The organism is Kribbella sp. NBC_01510, from assembly GCF_045040325.1.
GTDB lineage: Bacteria > Actinomycetota > Actinomycetes > Propionibacteriales > Kribbellaceae > Kribbella.
In genome coordinates this window covers 8,021,175-8,038,768 of sequence record NZ_CP109418.1, presented here as the reverse complement: position 1 = coordinate 8,038,768, position 17,594 = coordinate 8,021,175, and the positions used below count along the sequence as shown (strand labels likewise).

Annotated in this window: 18 protein-coding genes; 14 read left to right on the top strand and 4 right to left on the bottom strand. The window is 69.6% G+C overall.

The genetic code is table 11. The annotated features are described in order from the left end of the window. Positions 1-91: 91 nt before the first annotated feature. The 14 genes from OG558_RS39315 (at position 92) to OG558_RS39250 (ending at position 12,087) form a co-directional block, all read left to right on the top strand. On the top strand, positions 92-532 hold the full coding sequence (locus OG558_RS39315; protein WP_405067563.1) for a hypothetical protein: 441 nt from the start codon (positions 92-94) through the stop codon (positions 530-532). Beyond that, positions 532-1,458: a hypothetical protein gene (locus OG558_RS39310; protein WP_405067562.1), complete on the top strand. Its 927-nt coding sequence runs from the start codon at positions 532-534 to the stop codon at positions 1,456-1,458. The genes OG558_RS39315 and OG558_RS39310 overlap by 1 nt, the downstream gene beginning before the upstream one ends. Then, positions 1,445-2,764: a V-type ATPase 116kDa subunit family protein gene (locus OG558_RS39305; protein WP_405067561.1), complete on the top strand. Its 1,320-nt coding sequence runs from the start codon at positions 1,445-1,447 to the stop codon at positions 2,762-2,764. Before OG558_RS39310 ends, OG558_RS39305 begins: the two co-directional genes overlap by 14 nt. Next, positions 2,761-3,138: an ATP synthase subunit C gene (locus OG558_RS39300; RefSeq protein WP_329478714.1), complete on the top strand. Its 378-nt coding sequence runs from the start codon at positions 2,761-2,763 to the stop codon at positions 3,136-3,138. Before OG558_RS39305 ends, OG558_RS39300 begins: the two co-directional genes overlap by 4 nt. Then, a complete protein-coding gene (locus OG558_RS39295) occupies positions 3,135-3,356 on the top strand; it encodes a hypothetical protein (protein WP_405067560.1) in 222 nt (73 codons plus the stop codon). Before OG558_RS39300 ends, OG558_RS39295 begins: the two co-directional genes overlap by 4 nt. After that, positions 3,353-3,880, top strand: coding sequence for a V-type ATP synthase subunit E family protein (locus OG558_RS39290; RefSeq protein WP_405067559.1), 528 nt, complete (start codon positions 3,353-3,355; stop codon positions 3,878-3,880). Before OG558_RS39295 ends, OG558_RS39290 begins: the two co-directional genes overlap by 4 nt. After that, entirely contained in the window at positions 3,877-5,595 is a 1,719-nt protein-coding gene (locus OG558_RS39285; RefSeq protein WP_405067558.1) for a V-type ATP synthase subunit A, read from the top strand. Before OG558_RS39290 ends, OG558_RS39285 begins: the two co-directional genes overlap by 4 nt. Further along, positions 5,592-6,977, top strand: coding sequence for a V-type ATP synthase subunit B (locus OG558_RS39280; RefSeq protein WP_405067557.1), 1,386 nt, complete (start codon positions 5,592-5,594; stop codon positions 6,975-6,977). The genes OG558_RS39285 and OG558_RS39280 overlap by 4 nt, the downstream gene beginning before the upstream one ends. Continuing rightward, positions 6,974-7,585 (top strand): V-type ATP synthase subunit D, encoded by a 612-nt coding sequence (locus tag OG558_RS39275; protein ID WP_329478702.1) that lies wholly within the window; start codon positions 6,974-6,976, stop codon positions 7,583-7,585. The genes OG558_RS39280 and OG558_RS39275 overlap by 4 nt, the downstream gene beginning before the upstream one ends. After that, positions 7,582-8,040: a universal stress protein gene (locus OG558_RS39270; RefSeq protein WP_405067556.1), complete on the top strand. Its 459-nt coding sequence runs from the start codon at positions 7,582-7,584 to the stop codon at positions 8,038-8,040. Before OG558_RS39275 ends, OG558_RS39270 begins: the two co-directional genes overlap by 4 nt. Next, the gene (locus tag OG558_RS39265; protein ID WP_405067555.1) at positions 8,037-8,705 is read left to right on the top strand and encodes a dienelactone hydrolase family protein; all 669 of its coding nucleotides are present in this window, start codon (positions 8,037-8,039) and stop codon (positions 8,703-8,705) included. Before OG558_RS39270 ends, OG558_RS39265 begins: the two co-directional genes overlap by 4 nt. Before the next feature lie 75 nt (positions 8,706-8,780). Continuing rightward, positions 8,781-9,761: an ATP-binding cassette domain-containing protein gene (locus tag OG558_RS39260; RefSeq protein WP_405067554.1), complete on the top strand. Its 981-nt coding sequence runs from the start codon at positions 8,781-8,783 to the stop codon at positions 9,759-9,761. A 2-nt stretch (positions 9,762-9,763) separates the two neighbouring features. After that, positions 9,764-10,930 carry an ABC transporter permease gene (locus OG558_RS39255; protein WP_329478695.1) on the top strand — a complete coding sequence of 389 codons (1,167 nt, stop codon included), beginning with the start codon at positions 9,764-9,766 and terminating at the stop codon, positions 10,928-10,930. Next, positions 10,927-12,087, top strand: coding sequence for an ABC transporter permease (locus OG558_RS39250; RefSeq protein ID WP_405067553.1), 1,161 nt, complete (start codon positions 10,927-10,929; stop codon positions 12,085-12,087). The genes OG558_RS39255 and OG558_RS39250 overlap by 4 nt, the downstream gene beginning before the upstream one ends. A 711-nt stretch (positions 12,088-12,798) precedes the next feature. On the opposite strand, the gene OG558_RS39245 is transcribed toward OG558_RS39250, so the two are convergent. The 4 genes from OG558_RS39245 to OG558_RS39230 all read right to left on the bottom strand — a co-directional run bounded on the left by OG558_RS39245 (position 12,799) and on the right by OG558_RS39230 (position 17,526). Then, entirely contained in the window at positions 12,799-14,763 is a 1,965-nt protein-coding gene (locus OG558_RS39245; RefSeq protein WP_405067552.1) for a DUF222 domain-containing protein, read from the bottom strand. A 279-nt stretch (positions 14,764-15,042) separates the two neighbouring features. Continuing rightward, complete coding sequence (locus OG558_RS39240; RefSeq protein WP_405067551.1) at positions 15,043-15,918, bottom strand: hypothetical protein; 876 nt, start codon at positions 15,916-15,918, stop codon at positions 15,043-15,045. A 386-nt stretch (positions 15,919-16,304) separates the two neighbouring features. Continuing rightward, positions 16,305-16,889, bottom strand: a complete 585-nt coding sequence (locus OG558_RS39235; RefSeq protein ID WP_405067550.1) for a CBS domain-containing protein — start codon at positions 16,887-16,889, stop codon at positions 16,305-16,307. Positions 16,890-17,046: 157 nt separating this feature from the next. Then, positions 17,047-17,526 (bottom strand): HPP family protein, encoded by a 480-nt coding sequence (locus tag OG558_RS39230; protein WP_405067549.1) that lies wholly within the window; start codon positions 17,524-17,526, stop codon positions 17,047-17,049. Positions 17,527-17,594 lie beyond the last annotated feature (68 nt).

Here is a 17,594-nt window from a genome sequence, read left to right as displayed (position 1 = left end):
TGCCCTGGGAAGAGCCTGCGCCGCGCGGCCACGATGCTGATAGACCCGGAGCGCGGTGACTGGGACCCGTGACAACCGAACGGGGGGTGCGATGAGCGTGATGCTGGATCGGCTGCGCCGCTTCCGCCCCGTTGGTTCCCCGGGAGGAGCCGGACCGGTCGGCGTGCCTGTGGACCACCGCCCCGGTGTTCCTACCGAACTCGTCGCGGTCTTCGACGCCCTGGACGGTGTGATCGCCGAGTGCCAGGAGATCCGCGCGAGCGCCGAGCAGACGGCGGCCGAACTGATCGAGGAGGCGCAACGCGAGGCGGCCGGCCTGGTTGCCTCCGCTGCCGCCCGTGGAGCCGCCGAGCGCGCCGAGGCGGCAGCCGCGATCACGGCCGGCGGGGATGCCGTGGCCGAGCGCACCCGGACCACCGCGGCAGCTGAGGCGGAAGTGCTGACCCGGCGCGGCCGGCAGCGGATGGACGAGCTGGTCGCCCTGATCCTCGACCGGGTTCGAGCCGACGCCGGACGAGCCGGAGCGGCGTGATGGGCGCGGGCTGGGTGGCCGCTACCGTCCGGGCGAAGGCGATGGCACGGCGACGCATCGGAGCCGGTGCGGCCCGGCGGATCGCGGGCTCGCCGAACCTGTCCGATGGGCTCGGTCTGCTCCGCGGTACGGCGTACACGAAGGCGTCGGCACCGGGCACGTCCCTGCCGGCGGCAGAGCGGCTGGTCGCGGCCGCGGAGCTGTGGCAGTTGCGGGTGCTGGCGGGCTGGCTGCCCAGATCGGCGGTCGGACTGGCCCGGGCACTGGGCGCGCGTTACGAACGCGCCAACATCGAGACGCACGCGCGGAGCCTCGCCGAGCCCGGCCGGTCCGGGCAGTACTACGACCTCGGCAGCCTGGCGCTGTCCTGGCCACGGATGGCCGGGACGACCTCGCCACAAGCTCTCCGTGAAGCGCTCGCGGCCTCGCCGTGGGGCGATCCGGGCGACAGCACGGTGGAGGCGCTGCACGACGTACTCGCGCTGCGCTGGCTACGGATGGTTGCCGCCGAGGCGGCCCCGACGATCGAGTGGGTGACCGGTGCAGCAGCCCTGCTGGTGGCCAAACAGTTGCTAGTAACAACTACTGGACCAGCCGACTGGCTGGTCCGGGCCGCGGCTCCGTTGGTCGGGACGAACTGGGTGCGGGCGGGTTCGGTGTCTGCGCTGCGCGAGGCGATCCCGGTGGCCGGCCGCTGGGTCCTGGAGGGTGTCGACGCCCCGTCCGGCCTCTGGCGTGCCGAGACAGGTCTCGCCGTCCGGATCGAGTCGGACGGCTTTCGGCTGCTGCGTCACGGAACGCCGGATGTGGAGCCGTTCCTGGGCGCGATCGCCGTACTGGCGGTCGACGGCTGGCGGGTGCGGGTCGCGCTCGGGGACGCGGCGCTCGGCGCCGGACCGGGGGAGGTGCTCGATGTCCTGGCGTGACGCCGTGCGGCCGGTGCGGATGCAGCGGATCGGTCTGGTCGTCCCGGCCGAGCAATCCCGTGAGCTGCTCGCGCGGCTGGACGCGGCCGGTGTGGTCGACCTCGATCCGGTGCAGCCCGAGGTCGAGCTGGCCGTCGCCGCGGAGCGCGAACCGGGCTGGTCGGCTCGCGAGACTGAGTTCCGGCGGCGAACGGCTCAGGCGGTCGCTCACGGTCCCGTCACGGCCTGGCTCGGCTGGACACCGAGTGCGGCGATGCCCGGCCTGACCTCCGAGGTGACCTCGATCGGCGGCGCCGCCGTACCTCTCTCGCAGCCTCCGGGCATCCAGCCGCCGACGTTGTTGCGGCAGCAGGGTCGTGGCCAGTCCTTCGAACTGCTCGTGCAGACCTATACGACGGTGCCGTACGCCGATGTGGATCCGTCTCTGGTCGCCGGGATCGTCTATGTCGCGATGTTCGGGATGATGTTCGGCGACGTCGGTCACGGTTTGCTCCTGCTGATCGGTGCGGCGATCGTCCGCAGCGGACGGTTCGCCCGGCTCGCGAAGATCCGGCGGGCCTGGCCGTTCCTGGCCGGCGCGGGCGCGATGAGCGTCGTCTTCGGCTTCTTGTACGGCGAGATGTTCGGTCCGACCGGCTTGGTGCCGGTGCTCTGGCTGTCCCCGATCGACGCCGTCACCACCTTGCTGCTGACGGCGATCGGTGTCGGCGCGGTGCTGCTGGGCGGTGCGTACGCCCTCGGCATCGTCAACCGCTTCCGTGAGGGCGGTTGGGGTTTCGCCCTCTATGCGCGGACCGGCATCGCCGGCAGCCTGCTGTTCCTGGCGCTCGGTGGTGTTGTCGCCGGCATCTACTTCGACATCGGCGGTATCCTGCTCGCTGCCGTCCTGGTCGCGATCGCCGGGTTGGTGCTCACCTTCGTCGGTCTGCTCGCCGTGGCCGGTGGTGGCTCCGCCGGAGTGCTGCAGGCGGTGGTCGAGTTGTTCGATGTGGTCGTCCGGCTCGGCTCGAACGTCGTCTCGTTCGCGCGCCTCGCCGCCTTCGGCCTGACCCACGCCGCGCTCGGTGCGATCGTCTGGCTGGGCGCGACCGCCCTGTGGGGCGGCGGTTCGCCGGCGGGCCGGCTGGGTGCCGTTCTGGTGTTGCTCATCGGCACCGCCGTCGCGTTCGCCCTGGAGGCGCTGGTCGCAGGCATTCAGGCCCTTCGTCTCGAGTACTACGAACTGTTCTCCCGGGTCTTCGAGTCCGACGGGCGGCCGTTCCGTCCGTGGCGGCTGCCCGCGGAGGACATGGAGGTGACACCGTGAGAAGTTTCCTTCGCCGGCATCCCTGGGCGGCGGCCCTGCTGACCGTGCTGAACGTCGTACTGCTGACCGCGGGGATCGCCTTGCTGATCACCATCGTGACCGCGGACTGGGGGTTTGCGGCCGGCCGGCCGGAGGTGGCCACGGCAACCGCGGCCGCGGCCAACGGGTCTGCCCTGCTGGGTGCGGCCATCGCGGTGGCCGGCTCTGCGATCGGCGCAGGCATCGCGGTCGCCTACACCGGCGCCGCGGCCTTGGCCGCGATGAGCGAGCGGCCGGAGTTGTTCGGCCGGGCGATGGTGGTCGTCGGACTCGCCGAGGGCATCGCGATCTACGGCCTGATCGTCGCCCTGATCCTGGTGGGCCAGGCGAGATGACCACGGTCGCCGTGCTGGGAGAGCCGGTCCGCACCTCAGGGTACGGACTCGCCGGTGCAGAGTTGCTCACAGCAACTACACCCGACGACGTACGGCGGTGCTGGCACGACCTACCCGTTGACGTCGGGGTGGTGCTGCTGACGCCGGCCGCCGCTGACGCGCTCGGCCCCGAGGTGTTGGAGTCCGCCGCAGTGCTGACGGTGGTGTTGCCACCATGAGCCGTCCGCTCACGTCGATCGCCGACGCCGCCCTGGAGCCGGTTCGGACGGCGTTGCGTGCGGCTGCCCGCGCCGATGCCGCGGAGGTGCTTCGGAAGGCACACCAACGCAAGGACGAGCTGCTCGCCGATGCACGACGTACCGCTGACGAGATGCTGGCCACGGCTCGCGCTGACGGAGCGGCCGAAGCGACTGCGGTCGTGAATGCTCGGCTCGCTCAGAGCCGCCGGGACGGGCGCCGGAGCATGCTCACGGCACAGCGAGACCTCTACGACGAGCTGCGGTGGCGGTGTCGTGCTGGGGCGAAGGCCCTGGCCGAAAGCCCTGGATATGAAGAGCTCCGGCGCCACCTGGCCGAACGAGCTCTGGCTCAGCTGGGTTCCGACGCGACGGTGGCGGACAGTGCGGACGGCGGCGTACTGGCTTCGGCTGGTGACCGGCGGTTGGACCTGACCCTTCCGACGTTGGCGGAACGTGCTCTGGAGCGGTCGGGTGCGGAGGTGGCAGAGCTGTGGGCGGCATGACGCAACCGGGCCGGATTCGGCGCATCAACGGTCCGCTGGTCGAGGTACGAGATGTGCCGGACACCGCGATGTACGAGGTGCTGGAACTCGGTGACCTCCGGATCCCGGCCGAGGTCGTCGCGATCAGCGGTGACACCTGCACCTTGCAGGCCTTCGAGTACACCGGGGGCCTGCGGGTCGGCGACTCGGTTCACCGCACCGGGCGCCCACTGTCCGCCCGTCTCGGACCAGGCCTGCTGGGACAGGTCTTCGACGGATTGCTGCGTCCGCTGTCGACCGCGCCGACGTGGTTGTCTCCGCAGCAATTGTCCCTGGAGGAGTCCGCAGGGGATCGTTGGCACTTCGTGCCCGGTATGGAACAGGGACACCAGGTGTCGCCGGGCACGGTGCTCGGAGTGGTGACAGGTTCGGGAGCGATCGAGCACCGCGTGCTGGTGCCGCCGGGAGTGACCGGGGAGCTGCGATTGCTCGCCGAGGCCGGCAAGGTGCCGGCGGACGCGACGGTGGCGCGCGTCGGAGACGTCGACGTGGGTTTGTTCGAGCAGTGGCCTGTCCGCCGGCCGCGGCCGTTCGAGCGCCGCGAGGAGACCTTCGTCCCGCTGCACACCGGGCAGCGCGTGCTGGATCTGCTGTTCCCGATCGGTGCGGGGTCGACGACCGCGGTGCCGGGCGGATTCGGCACCGGCAAGACTGTGCTGCTGCAGCAGGTGGCGAAATGGTGCGATGCCGACGTCATCGTGTACGTCGGGTGTGGTGAGCGCGGCAACGAGATGGCGGACGTGCTGGGCGAGCTGGCTGAGCTCGCCGATCCGCGCACCGGTGGGCGGATGATCGACCGTACGGTGATCCTCGCCAACACGTCGAACATGCCGATGATGGCGCGAGAGGCCAGTGTGTTCACCGGCGTCACAGTGGCGGAGTACTTCCGGGACATGGGATATCACGCGGTCGTCGTGGCCGACTCGACCTCGCGCTGGGCCGAAGCGTTGCGGGAGTTCGCGTCCCGAACGGGAGCGCTGCCCGCGGAGGAGGGGTATCCGGCCGACTTGTCCTCGGCACTCGCCGCGTTCTACGAACGAGCCGGCCGGGTCCGGACGCACGGCGGCCAGGTCGCCGCCGTCACGGTCGTCGGTGCCGTGTCCCCACCCGGTGGTGACCTGACCGAGCCGGTCACCACCGCGACTGAGCGATTCGTCCGCGGCGTCTGGTCGCTGGACCGCGACCTCGCGTACGCGCGCCACTATCCGGCCGTCAGCTGGGCGGCGTCGTACTCGCACGACGTGGCCGCCGTGGGTGCCTGGCACGCCGGTCATGGGAACCAGGGCTGGGCCGCGCGGCGAGCCCGGGCGATGACCCTGCTGGCCGAGGCGGCGCGATTGACCGAGCTCGCCGAGATCGTCGGCACCCGGACGCTGCCCGGGCGCGAACGCATGACGATCCTCGGCGGCCGGCTGCTGCGCGACACGGTCCTGGCCCAGAGCGCGCTGAGCGCGGTCGATGCCAGCTGCACCGTCGAGCGCGGCGCTGAGCTGCTCCAGTTGGTGCTCGATGTCGTCGACCGCTGCCTGGCGCTGGTCGATCGAGGGGTGGCGGCGACGGAGTTAGAGGAGTTCGATTTCGGCGCGCTGATCAGGGCGCGGGAGGACGCTCCCGAGCAGGCGGATCTCGAGCGGTGCCGGACCGAGATCCTGACCGCGTTGGAGGCGTTGCCATGAGAACGGGTTCAGACCTCGAGTACGGCGCTGTCGAGTCGCTGCGTGGATCGCTTCTGGTGGTGCGTGGCGTCCGTGACGTGGGTTGGGACGAGTCGGCCGTCGTACGGCTGGACGACGGCACCGAACGCCACGGCGTCGTGCTGGAGGTGGCCGACGACCTCGCCGTACTGCACGTGCTGGAAGGCACCGACGGGATGCGCCTCGGCGGGGTCCGGATCGGGTTCAGCGGCAGCCCGTTCCGGATCCCACTCGGTTCCGGCTGGCTCGGCCGGATCTGTGACGGGCGCGGCGAGCCATTGGACGGTGGCCCGCCGGTGCTCGGCTCGATCACCGCGCCGGTGAATGGTTGGCCGCTCAACCCGGTCGAGCGGGAGCCACCGCGGCAACCGGTACTGACCGGCGTGTCCGGGATCGACGCGCTGACCACACTGGTCCGCGGGCAGAAGCTGCCGATCTTCTCGATACCCGGCCTGCCTCACCTGCAGCTCGCGACGCAGATCGCGGCCCAGGCCTCCGCGGTGGGCGACCCCTTCCTGGTCGTCTTCGCGGCGATGGGCCTGCCACATGCCGACATCGACTTCGTTCGTACGGCGCTGGAGGGGCGAGCCGCCGCGGGGGAGCTGGTGATGCTGCTGAACAGCGCGGACGACCCGGTGATCGAACGGTTGCTGACGCCCCGGATCGCCCTCACGGTCGCGGAGCACCTGGCCTTCGATCTGGGCAGCCACGTGCTGGTGGTGATGGCCGACATGACCAGCTACTGCGAAGCGGTGCGCGAAGTGGCGGCGGCGCGTCAGGAGATCCCGGCCCGGCGTGCCTATCCGGGCTATCTGTACAGCGATCTGGCTTCGCTGTACGAGCGGTGCGGCCGGATCCGGGGCCGGCCCGGTTCGGTCACGATCATGCCGGTCCTGACGATGCCCGCCGGTGACATCACCCATCCGGTGCCGGATCTGACCGGGTACATCACCGAAGGACAGATCGTGCTGGCCGAGGATCTGCATGCGCGCGGCCTTTACCCGCCGCTAGACGTACTCAGTTCGCTGTCGCGGTTGATGCGCCACGGTGCCGGCCCAGGCCGGACCAGAGCCGACCACCTGGACCTGGCCGCCCAGGCGATCGCCGCGCTCGCGCGGGCTCGGCAGGCCGCCGAACTGGCAGACCTGATCGGCGGCGGTGCGCTCAGCGCCATCGATCGCGGCTACCTGGCTTACGCCACTGCGCTGGAGGATTCACTGCTACGCCAGCGAGTTGACGAGGCGCGGAGCTTCGACGAGACGCTGGACCGGCTGTGGCAGGCGGTGTCGGTGTTGCCTCGGCGTGAACTGACCATGTTGTCGCGCGCCTTGCTGGACGAGCATCTGCCGGGCGGTGGACGATGAGCGGCGCGGCGGCCACCGGCCGCGCCGGACGGCTCGCACTGACCGCCCGACTGGCGACCGCACGGCGTGCGGTCGAGTTGCTGGATCGCAAACAACGAGCGCTCGCGGTGGAGTGCGAACGGCTGGAGTTGGCCGCCGCTCGAGCTGCCGAGACCTTCGAGCAAGAGTCGCGTGTTGCGACCAACTGGCTGCGGCGAAGTACTGCGCTGGACGGTCAACGCGGTCTGCAGGCGTCGACCCCATTGGCTGCCGCCGACGTCACCATCGGATATGACGTGACCATGGGTGTGCGACATCCGACCAGTGCCGAGATCCGCTTCGTTCCGCGGCCCGAACCGGCCGGAAGCTCTGCCTTGGCCTATACGGTCGAAGCCCACCGCACCGCGCTCCTCGCCGCGGTACGGCTGGCCGCGGCCCAGCGCGCGGTCGCCCAGGTCGCCGCCGAGCTGGCGCTGACCCGGCAGCAACAACGCGCGCTCGAACAACGCTGGATCCCCAAGCTCGACCGGCGGCTGGCCGAGATTGTGCAACGCCTTGACGAGACAGAGCGCGAGGAGAACCTGCGGCTGCGCTGGGCGGCGGCGAATGCGTCCCGGGAGGACCGATGACGGACCGGTTCCTGGTGGTGGTGGACGACTCGGCGGCGGCCCTGCATGCAGCGCGAGTGGCGGTCGACCTGGCCGCGGCGGCCGGCGCAAGGCTCACGCTGGTCACGGTCGTCGAGGACCACGTGCTGGACGCTCGGCTCAGTGCAGCCGCGATCCCGGATGCGGCGAGTCGACGGGCTCGGGGTGCGGTGGCGATGGTGAGCCGGGTCGCCACGATGGCGGATCGCCAAGGCGTGGCAGCCGAGACGGAGGTGCTGTCCGGGCACGGCGCCGAGCAAGTGCTGGCGGCCGTCGGCCGATGCGGCGCGGACCTGATCGTGGTCGCGCGGGAACCACGGCTGCCGGCCGGCAGCCGCATGGCGCCGGTGAACGTCGAACACTTGCTGGAATTCGCCGATGTCCCGGTCCTGGTCGTGCCGCCCGCGCCGAAAAGACAGCATCAGGAGGCGCCATGAGAACCGAATCGCTGGAGAGTTCCTACCTGGCTCTGCCCGACGACGGAGGTCCGTTCGCCGGTGTGGTTGTCGTTCATGAGGCCTTCGGGCTCAACGACAACATCCGCGACATCTGCGGCCGGTTCGCCGGCGAGGGATATGCGGCCCTGGGCGTGGACCTGTTCGAGGGACGGAGCCGTGCCGCCTGCATGGCCCGGATGCTCGTGGGCGGCCTGGCCGGCAACCTCGACTATTACGGCGTTCCCGGCCTGAAGGACGCGCTCGGGAGGCTGGCGGGCCATCCCGAGGTGGACGGCGAGCGGATCGGTGCCATCGGGTTCTGCCTCGGCGGATCCATTGTCCTCACCTGGGCCTGTACCGAAGCCCGGCTGACGGCTGTCGCCCCCTTCTACGGCTCTGCTCCGAGACCTCGCGAGGCGATGAGGAGGTTGTGCCCCGTGGTCGGCTCCTGGCCCGGGAAGGACTTCACGACCAAAGCTGCGGGCGTACTGGAGACCGAACTGACGGCCGCCGGTATCGCGCACGATCTGAAGGTCTATCCGGGGGCCAAGCATGCGTTCTTCAACGACCGATGGCGCAACTTCCAACCGGATGCGGCGGCTGACTCGTGGCGGCGGGTCCTGGCCTTCTTCGAAGAGCATGTTCGTGAACGCCCGACTGGCTGAGGCATCGCCGATGGTCCCGCGAAAGGGGGACTGTCTGCCCTGACCGTGGCTGCGGGTGGGGCAGACGCTGGACTTATGTACAGCGTCGCGACTGTTCCCGCGCAGGCCGGCCCGGCCACTAGTCAGGTGCTGGTCGCGTCGCATCTGGGCAAGCGGTTCGGGGATCGGGTCGCTGTCGACGACGTCAGCTTCGAGGTGGCGGCGGGGGAGACGTATGGCCTGCTCGGGCCGAACGGCGCCGGCAAGACGACGACCATCCGGATGGTGTGCGGGCTGCTCCGTTCGGATGCCGGCAAGACTCTGATCGCCGGCCGGCCGGTCAGCACGACGGCGACCGCGGCGAAGAAGTGCGTCGGCTACGTGCCGCAGGACATCGCGCTCTACCCCGATCTGACCGCGCGGGAGAACCTGAGGTTCTTCGGCCGTCTCTACGGGCTGCACGGCAAGGCCCTGAATCGCCGGGTCGGCGAGGTGCTGGACCTGATCGGGCTGTCGGAGCGGGGTCGCGACCGGGTCGAGTCGTTCTCGGGCGGGATGAAGCGGCGGCTGAACATCGGTGCCGGTCTGCTGCACGAGCCCACCCTGCTGGTTCTCGACGAGCCGACCGTGGGGGTGGATCCGCAAAGCCGGCACGCCGTGATGGAGAGCGTGCGCGCCTTCGGTGCGGCAGGTATGGCGGTGCTCTACACCACGCACTACATGGAGGAAGCCGAGCGGTTGTGCGATCGCGTCGGCATCATCGACCACGGCCGATTGGTTGCCGAGGGCACCCGTCGTGAGCTGGTCGCGCAACTCGGTGAGCACGACCGGATCGATCTGACGGCGACCGGTGACCTCGGCGCGCTGGCCGACCGCTGCCGTCGCCTCGACGGGATCGACCGCGCGGACGTGAAGGACGGTGAGGTGCAGTTGCTGGCCCGTGACGGACGTCGGCTGCTGCCCGCCGTACTGGAGGCCGCGGAGCACCTGGGTACGCCGGTTCGGTCGGTCGAAGTGGCCGAGCCCGACCTGGAAGCAGTGTTCCTGCACCTGACCGGCACTGCCTTGCGGGAGTGATCGTGAACGCAGCCCTCGTGATCGCCGCCAAGGATCTGCGCCAGCGCTTCCGGGACCGCTCGGCCATCATCCTCGGCTTCGTCGCACCCGTGCTGGTGGCTGCTCTGATGAGTTTCGCCTTCTCCTCGGTGGAGGCCTTCCATGCCGATGTCGCACTGGTGGACAACGACCACGGGCAGATCGCCGTCGCCTTGCGTACGGCGCTGAGCGGGCCGGACCTGTCCGACGTCCTGACGGTGAAGCCGGTCGGTGACGAGCAGCAGGCCCGCAAGTTGGTGGATCACGGCGACGTCGGCGCCGGCCTGGTGATCCCGCCGGGGTTCAGTGCGTCGGCAGTTGGTGACGAACCGATCGGCTTGACGGTGCTCGGCAGTCCGGACAACCCGCTGGAGGCACAGGTCGCCCGGGCTGTCGCGGACGCCTATGTCGCACAGCTGAACGCCGACCGATTGTCCGTGCATGCCGCGCTGGCGGCCGGAGTGCCGCCGAGCCGGACCGCGGAGTTGGCAAAGGCGGTGGCCGGCCTCAGGTTGCCCGAATCGGTCGAGGCTCGCGCGACGGGTTACCGGCAGTTGACGACCGCCAGCTACTACGCGCCGGCGATGGGCATCATGTTCATCCTGTTCGCGATCGGCTTCACCGCGCACAGCTACTTCGCCGAGCAGCGCGACAGCACCCTCGAGCGGATCAGCGCCGCACCGATCCGGCGGGGCGTCGTACTGCTCGGCAAATCGCTGGCGGCCTTCGCCTACAGCGTCGCGAGTCTGACCAGCCTCGCCGTGGTGTCCTCGTTGGCGTTCGGCGCCCAGTGGGGTCCACCGATCCCGGCCGCGGCGTTGATCCTGGCGATGTCGGCGGTCCTGGTCGCCCTGACCGCTCTGGTGATCGCGGTCTCGCGGACCGAACGGCAGGCCGACGGGATCGCGATGATGATCACCTTCACCCTGCTGCTGCTCGGCGGGAACTTCGTCCTGATCAGCCAGGCACCCGAGACATTGCGCAAGCTGGCGCTGCTCACGCCCAACGGCTGGGCGCTGCGTGGCTTCACCGACCTCGCCACGGGCGCGGCCGCAACGAGCGTCGTTCGGCCTGTTCTTGTCATTCTCGGTATGGCCGCGCTGGTCGGCGTACTCGCCGCGGCAGTTGGTCGCTGGAGGGCCGCCTCATGACAGCTCTGGCTGTGGCCAGCGCCTCGCTGCGCCGGATGCTGCGCGACCGGACGGCGCTGTTCTTCGTCGTGCTGCTGCCCGTTCTCGTGATCGCGATCATCGGCACAGTCGTGAGGAACCCGGGTGGCTTCCGGATCGGCGTCGTGTCAGCACAGGCCTCCGGGCAGCCGCTTGCCGGCACCCTCGTCGACGACCTCGGCGCCACCGGACCGGTGCATCTCCAGTCCGACGAGCAGACCGCGCGTACGGCGTTGCGGCGCGGCGAACTGGACGCGGTGGTGCTGATCCCGACCGGTCTGGAAGCGGCACTGTTGCGGGGACACGACGTGGTGATTCCGGTGCTGGCCGGCGGCGCGGAGTCGACGCAGAGTGCCGTACGATCCGCCGTCTCCGCCGCGGTGGCGCGGCACGCGGAGCGGATCCAGGCAGCTGCGTTCGCCGCCCGCAAGACCGGTAGCACCGTCGCCGAACAGTTGCCCAGAGCCACTGCTTTGCAACGGGTCACTCCACGCATCACGGTGAGCACCGAGAACGTGGCCAGCGGCAGCAACTACCTTCCACTGGGATTCGGGTACAGCGCGCCGACCATGCTGGTGCTGTTCGTGTTCATCAACGCACTGGCCGGTGGCGCGACGGTCGTCCAGACCCGCCGGCTCGGCATCTACAGCCGCGCGCTGGCGGCGCCTGTCCGGGCGCGTGACCTGGTGCTGGGTGAATCCTTGTTCTACCTGACGTTCTCGCTGCTGCAGTCGGCGCTGATCATCGGCACCGGATCGTTGCTGTTCGGCGTCAGCTGGGGCAACCTGCCGGCGGCGATCGCGCTGGTTGTCACGTGGGCGCTGGTTGGCACCGGCGCCGGGATGCTCAGCGGCGCCGCGTTCAAGACCCCGGACCAGGCATCGGCGATCGGGCCAGTGATCGGCATCGCGTTCGCCATGCTCGGCGGCTGCATGTGGCCACTGGAGATCGTGCCGGACAAGGTTCGCATCCTCGGTCATGTGACCCCGCACGCTTGGGCCGTGGATGCCTGGATCACTGTGCTGTCGCGCGCGGGCGGTGTCGCGGACATCGCGACGAACCTGGCCGTGCTCACCGGATTCGCCGTCGGGATGCTCGCGCTGGCCTCGGTCCTTCTCCAGCGCCGCCTGAGCAGCTGACCGGTTGTTTCGCCTCCTCTGGACCCGCATCGCTTTCGTCTGCGGCCGGTGATCGCGTCCGTCGCGCTTGTGCGTGGTCGGTGACCGCGTCCGTCGTACTTGTGCGTGGTCGGTGACCGCGTCCGTCGTACTTGTGCGTGGTCGGTGACCGCGTCCGTCGTACTTGTGCGTGGTCGGTGACCGCGTCCGTCGTACTTGTGCGTGGTCGGTGACCGCGTCCGTCGTCGGGATACGGAATCTCGCGTGGCTTGCTGATGATGGCAGCGGCGTCGCTGACGCCGTGGCCGAGGCAAATCGCATCGATCCAGCTCGGAATACCTGAACCTGTCGTACTCGGTAGCCCCTACTGGCGGGATGAGGGTCGGTTGTCTGTCTGTGGCTGGACATGCGCCGGCATAGTGGGGCCGTTTCAGCGGTGGTTCTTGGTGGTGCTCGTTCAGGCCGCGGCGGTGTTGCCGCGATGCCCGGTGGATTCGCGCCGTGGGCCAGCAGCGCGACGGCCGGGTTCCGAATCGTTGTCGCCGTCCTTGTCGTGGTCGCCGCCAGGTTTGCTGTTATCGGACTCGGAGGCAAGGTCGCCCCACGGATCGAACGTCCGATCGACGCGCCCGCACTCCACGCCCGCGCTCCGGGTTGGCGCCAGGGCTGACGGCGTACCGGGGGTGATGTCCGCCTCGGGTTTGCTCCGGCGGTGAACGGTTCGGTTCGGGATCACCGCATCGCCCCAGACGTCTGTGCAATCCGGGCCTCCGTTGACTGGCACCTTGGGTCGTGTGGTCGGCTGTCGGAGTCTTCGCCCCAGGGGTCGAACGTGCTGGTGGGTGGGCGCGGCGGTCCGGGTTCGGAGGTCGGGCCCTGGTGGTTCTGGTGCTTCTGCTGGTCGTGGGTGTCGGGTGCACGGTGGTCGGGGGTGTCGCCCCAGGGGTTGAGGCGTGCGGTGTCGTCGGGGGTGATCCAGGGTGGGTCGGTGTCGCGTGGCCAGGCGCGGGCGGGTGCGCCGGGTGTGGTCACCCCGGGTGTGGTCGCGTCGGCTGCTCCGCGCGTGGATGAGCGGGGTGTCGGTTTGGTGGTGTTGGGTGTGGTGGTTGGTGGCCGGTATCTGTCGCGGGGGACGGGGTTTGGGGTGGCCCAGGCGGGGCGGGCGACCTCGACGATGCCGTTGGTGATCTGGATGGTCCAGTGCCCGGCGTGCAGATCGCGGTGACACCGTTTACACAGCAGCACGAGGTTCGTGATCTTCGTGGCGCCGCCGTCGATCCACGACTTCACATGGTGGGCGTCGCAGTAAATGGGTGGGGCGCCGCAGCAGACACAACCCTTGTCGCGGGCGATCAGCGCTTTGCGGATCGGGCCGGTCGCGAGCCGCACGGTGGTGCCGACATCCAACGGCTGGGAGTCCGAGCCGAGCACGATCGGCAGGATGTGGGCGTCGCAGGCCAGCCGGCGGATGGTGGCCGCCGACAGGGCGTCGCCGTAGATGAGGTGGCCGAGTTTGTCGGCGGTGGCGGCTTTGAGGTCGTTGTAGTCGATGGTGACGGTGATGTGCGGCTTCGGGCCGTGCCCAGGGATGAACCCGAGCGGGCGATCCCTACCGGCGCCGATGTCGCTGGTGGTCGACGGTGAGCGGGGATCGGTGGGCAGGTGCGGCTGCATCGCGTCGGGGATTCGCGCGGTGTCGGTGGTGGCGGCAGTGTCCGTGGGCGCACTGGCGCTCGTGGAGGCGCTCGCAGGGGCGGCTGTGGCGGTGTCTGCGGGCGCGGTGGCGCGTGTGGTGGCGGCGGTGGTGGTGGTGGCTGTGCCCGTTGTGGGGTTTGTGGTGGTGAGGAGGGTGGTGAGGGCGTCGGCTTGGCGTTTGGTGCGGGGGCGGGGGTCGGGGGCGCCGTCGATGGTTTTGTGGGGTTTGGCGTGGGTGTGGATGAGGGTGCGGAACAGTTCGGCGTTGTCGTTGGCCAGGTAGCCGGTGAACGCGACGCCGTTGGCGGCGTTCTTCAGGGTGAGGGTTTCGCGGTCGTAGGCTTTTTGTTCGGTGGGTTCGGGGCCGTCGGTGTCGAGGCGGTCGCGGATGAGCCGGCCGGCTTTGCGCAGGTCGAGGGGGCCGTGGGTGCGGCCGAGTTCGACCAGTTGCTGTTCGGCGACCTGCAGGTCGTCGGCCGCGACGGTGGTCGGGATCTTGTCGAGCGCGGCCACGATCGCCTCGGCCTGCGCCGGATGCAGCAACACCCCCACCCCCGCACAGGTCCCGCCCGCACCATCCACACCCGCACCATCCGCAGCCGCGCCGTGCTCGCCGTCGCTCCCATTCCTGTCGCTCGTGTCGCTGTCGCTCGCGTCGTCGTCGGTCAGGTCGCTGTCGCTGGCGCCGGTATCGGTCGTTGGGTTGTCTGTCAGGGGGTTGGGGTCGGGGAGGGCGGCGGCGACGGCGGGGTATTTGGGCAGGGTGGTGGCGAGGTGGACGTCGCGGCGGGCCTTGGTGGGGTCGATGCGGTAGCGGAAGGTCAGCAGTCGGGCGGTGGTGCCGGCTCCGAGTTCGTGGGCGTGGCCGGTGGTGTCGAGGCCGGCGATGAGGTGCAGGGCGAGGGTTTCCAGGCGGGCGATCTCGGCGTAGGTGGCGTCGAGAGTGGACAGCATGTCGCTGCCGCTCATCGACCACACCGGTCGCTGTCCGAGAATCTCCATACACAAACTGTAAACAGCTCCGGGGACAGTTTTCAAACCCGGATGCCCTTGTTTTCAAGGGATTCCGTTCACAAGAGGTTGTCCACAGAAGTGCCGACTTGTGGACAACGACCGGATCGAGGTACTCGCGTGTGGTAGGCCTGCGACCGCAGATATCATTGCTGCAAGCAACTAGCTCGAACGCTGGTCCGGGGCCGCCCTGACCGCCCTGGCCGCGACTTCGCCGCGGTTGAGGACGCCGTCCTGTCGATCGAGGGCCGGGTTACAGGATCTGTGCGGTCAGTTGGCCGGGGCGGGGTGCAGGCCTGTGATGGCAAAAGCCTCGACGCCTTGCAGGTGACCGCCGGTCGAGGCGACGACGGTCAATGCCGAACCGGTCGCGCCGGTGAAGCTGACCCGGGCCGACCACGGTTGCCGTTCACCTCCGGCGGGGAGGCAGCAGTACGTACCGATCGGCTTGGTGGACGATAGCTGTCGGACGTCGACCCGGATGGATTCGTCGACACCGGTGATCAGCCCACCCACAGTCAACGGCGAGGTCACGGTTGCGCCGTACCGGGGGTGGTCCAGAGTGAGGGTGGTGTCGATGGTCCCGACGACCTCCCATGGCGCGTCCAGTCCCAGACTGATCCGGACGAGGTGCAGTGTCGCGGCGTGGGCGAGTCGGCCTTCGGCCTGGTATCCGACGCCGATCCGCGCTTCGTCACCGCTGACCGAGCTGGACACCACCCGGTCGACCTCGGTGAAGCCAAGGTACCCGGTCGTGAACGACAGCGCCGTCTGCTCCGGATCGAGATGCCAGGGCTGATGTCCGCCACTGCGATAGCTGCGTTGCCATGCTGCCGCGCCGGCGACCGAGCTGAACGGCCACAGGGCCTGGTAGGCAAAGGGCCCCACGGTCGTGGTGGGCTTCGACGGTGTCGGCGATGGCGTAGGCGTCGTACGGGCGGATGTCGTCGGGGTCGCGCCGGCCGACGGGGGTGCGGCGACGCCCGGTTCCGATCCCGTGTCCCGGAGGAGTACGACGGCCAGCACGGCGATCAATGCGATGCCGGTGACCGCGGCGACGACGATCGCGATCCGCATCCGCCGGGTTGCCCGGCGCAGTGGAGCCGGATCGCCGCCGGGAAGGTTGTCAGGGCCCGTGGTGGTCATCGCTCCGCCTCCCGAATCTCAGCGCTGTGGAGCGAGGGAAGCCCACCACCGCTACTGCAGCGGGCCGAGATGTACGGTGCACGGCTGAGAGCCGTTTCTCCGTACCCTTTCGCCTGGCTTCCCTCGCCCACTTCCATTGCAGCTCCGATGCCCCGCCGGACGCAGGGCCGAAAGTCACTACTCCGAAGGCCTCTCGGGTCAGGCGCTGAGGAAGCTCACACAGTCGGCCATGGACAGTGTGCTCGCGGTGGGTGTCTCGATCAGGGCTGCTCCGTGCGGGCCGTCCGGATGCGGCGGGCGGCGACGGTCAGGCCGGGGATGATCGCGAAGGCGGCGGCGTTCACCACTCGGACGCGGCCGCGGACGGCGGTCGCCGGACCGGCAGGTCAGCAGATGCGAACGGCGATGACGCCGCGGACAGTGCCGGCCAGGGAGTCGGCGAGGTTGCGGTCGCGGGGGTCGGCCGGACCGGTCACCGTGACGACTCCGTCGCGGACGTCGACCTGCCAGCCAGGGTTCTCGGCCTGGATGATTTCGCGAACCTCGGCGCGGATCCGGTCGTCCCGGCCCGCCAGCAGGTGGATGACGTCGCTGCGGCTGATCATGCCGATGACGTGGCCGTGGTCCAGCACCGGCAGGCTCTTCACCATCGTCGACCACATCAGATCGATCGCGACCTCCAGTTCGTCATCGACGTCGACGGTGGCCACCAGATGGCTCATCACGTCCGCGATCCGGCGTGCCGGCGTGTCTGTGGTCGTCCGGACGGTGGCCTTGGGGACGCGGTCGTCCAGCAGGCCCTCCTCCTGGACGAGGTCGGCCTCGCTGACGATCCCGACCAGGATGCCGGCCGTGTCGACGACCGGCATGGCGGTGATCTTCCGATCGTCGAGGAGCCGGAGCGCCTGGCCGATCGGCGTCTGCGCCGTCACGGTGACCGCGGGTGTGGTCATCAGGTCGCGGATCAGCATCGTCATCACCTCGTTCTGCCGGCGGTTCCGGCGTCTGTCGCGCGGAACTCGTGCGCGTCGTCGTGGCGGATGAGTCTCCGGCGCGTCTACTTCTACGATGTCCTGGCCACGAGGGCGATCCCAGAGACAAAGGTCCCGGGCGGCACAGGATTTGTCTTCAGTGGTGGTTGCGGACTGCGTCCACGCCGCGCGCCGTACCGCAGGAGGCCTCGAACTGGCAGAAGCGGCTCGGCGAAGGGAGCAGGCGGGTCATGTCACCGCGGCCGACCGTCCCGACCACATGGTCGTTCTCGACGACCGGCAGCTGCTCCAGCATCATCGACCGCATCAGGTCGACTGCCACGTCGATCTGGTCGTCAGGACTGACGGTGACGACGTGGTGAGTCATCGCGTCGCCGACCCTGCGCGATGGCGTCGTACCTGCGACGCGCCCGGCCGATGCCAGGACGCGGTCAGCGACCAGAGCCTCGTCCTGGACGAGACCTGTCTCGTCGATGATCCCGATCAGAGCGCCGCGGTCGTCGACGACGGGAATCGAGCCGACCTGCTCCGTACGCATCAACCACAAGGCCGTCGCGGTTGAGGACTGCGTCATCACGGTCACCGCCGGAGTGGTCATCACCTCGCGGATCAGCATTGTCCTCACCTCTTCGCGCCGCCGACTGTTCTGCCTTCAGCGTCCAGTTGGTCAGCTGAACCCGGCAG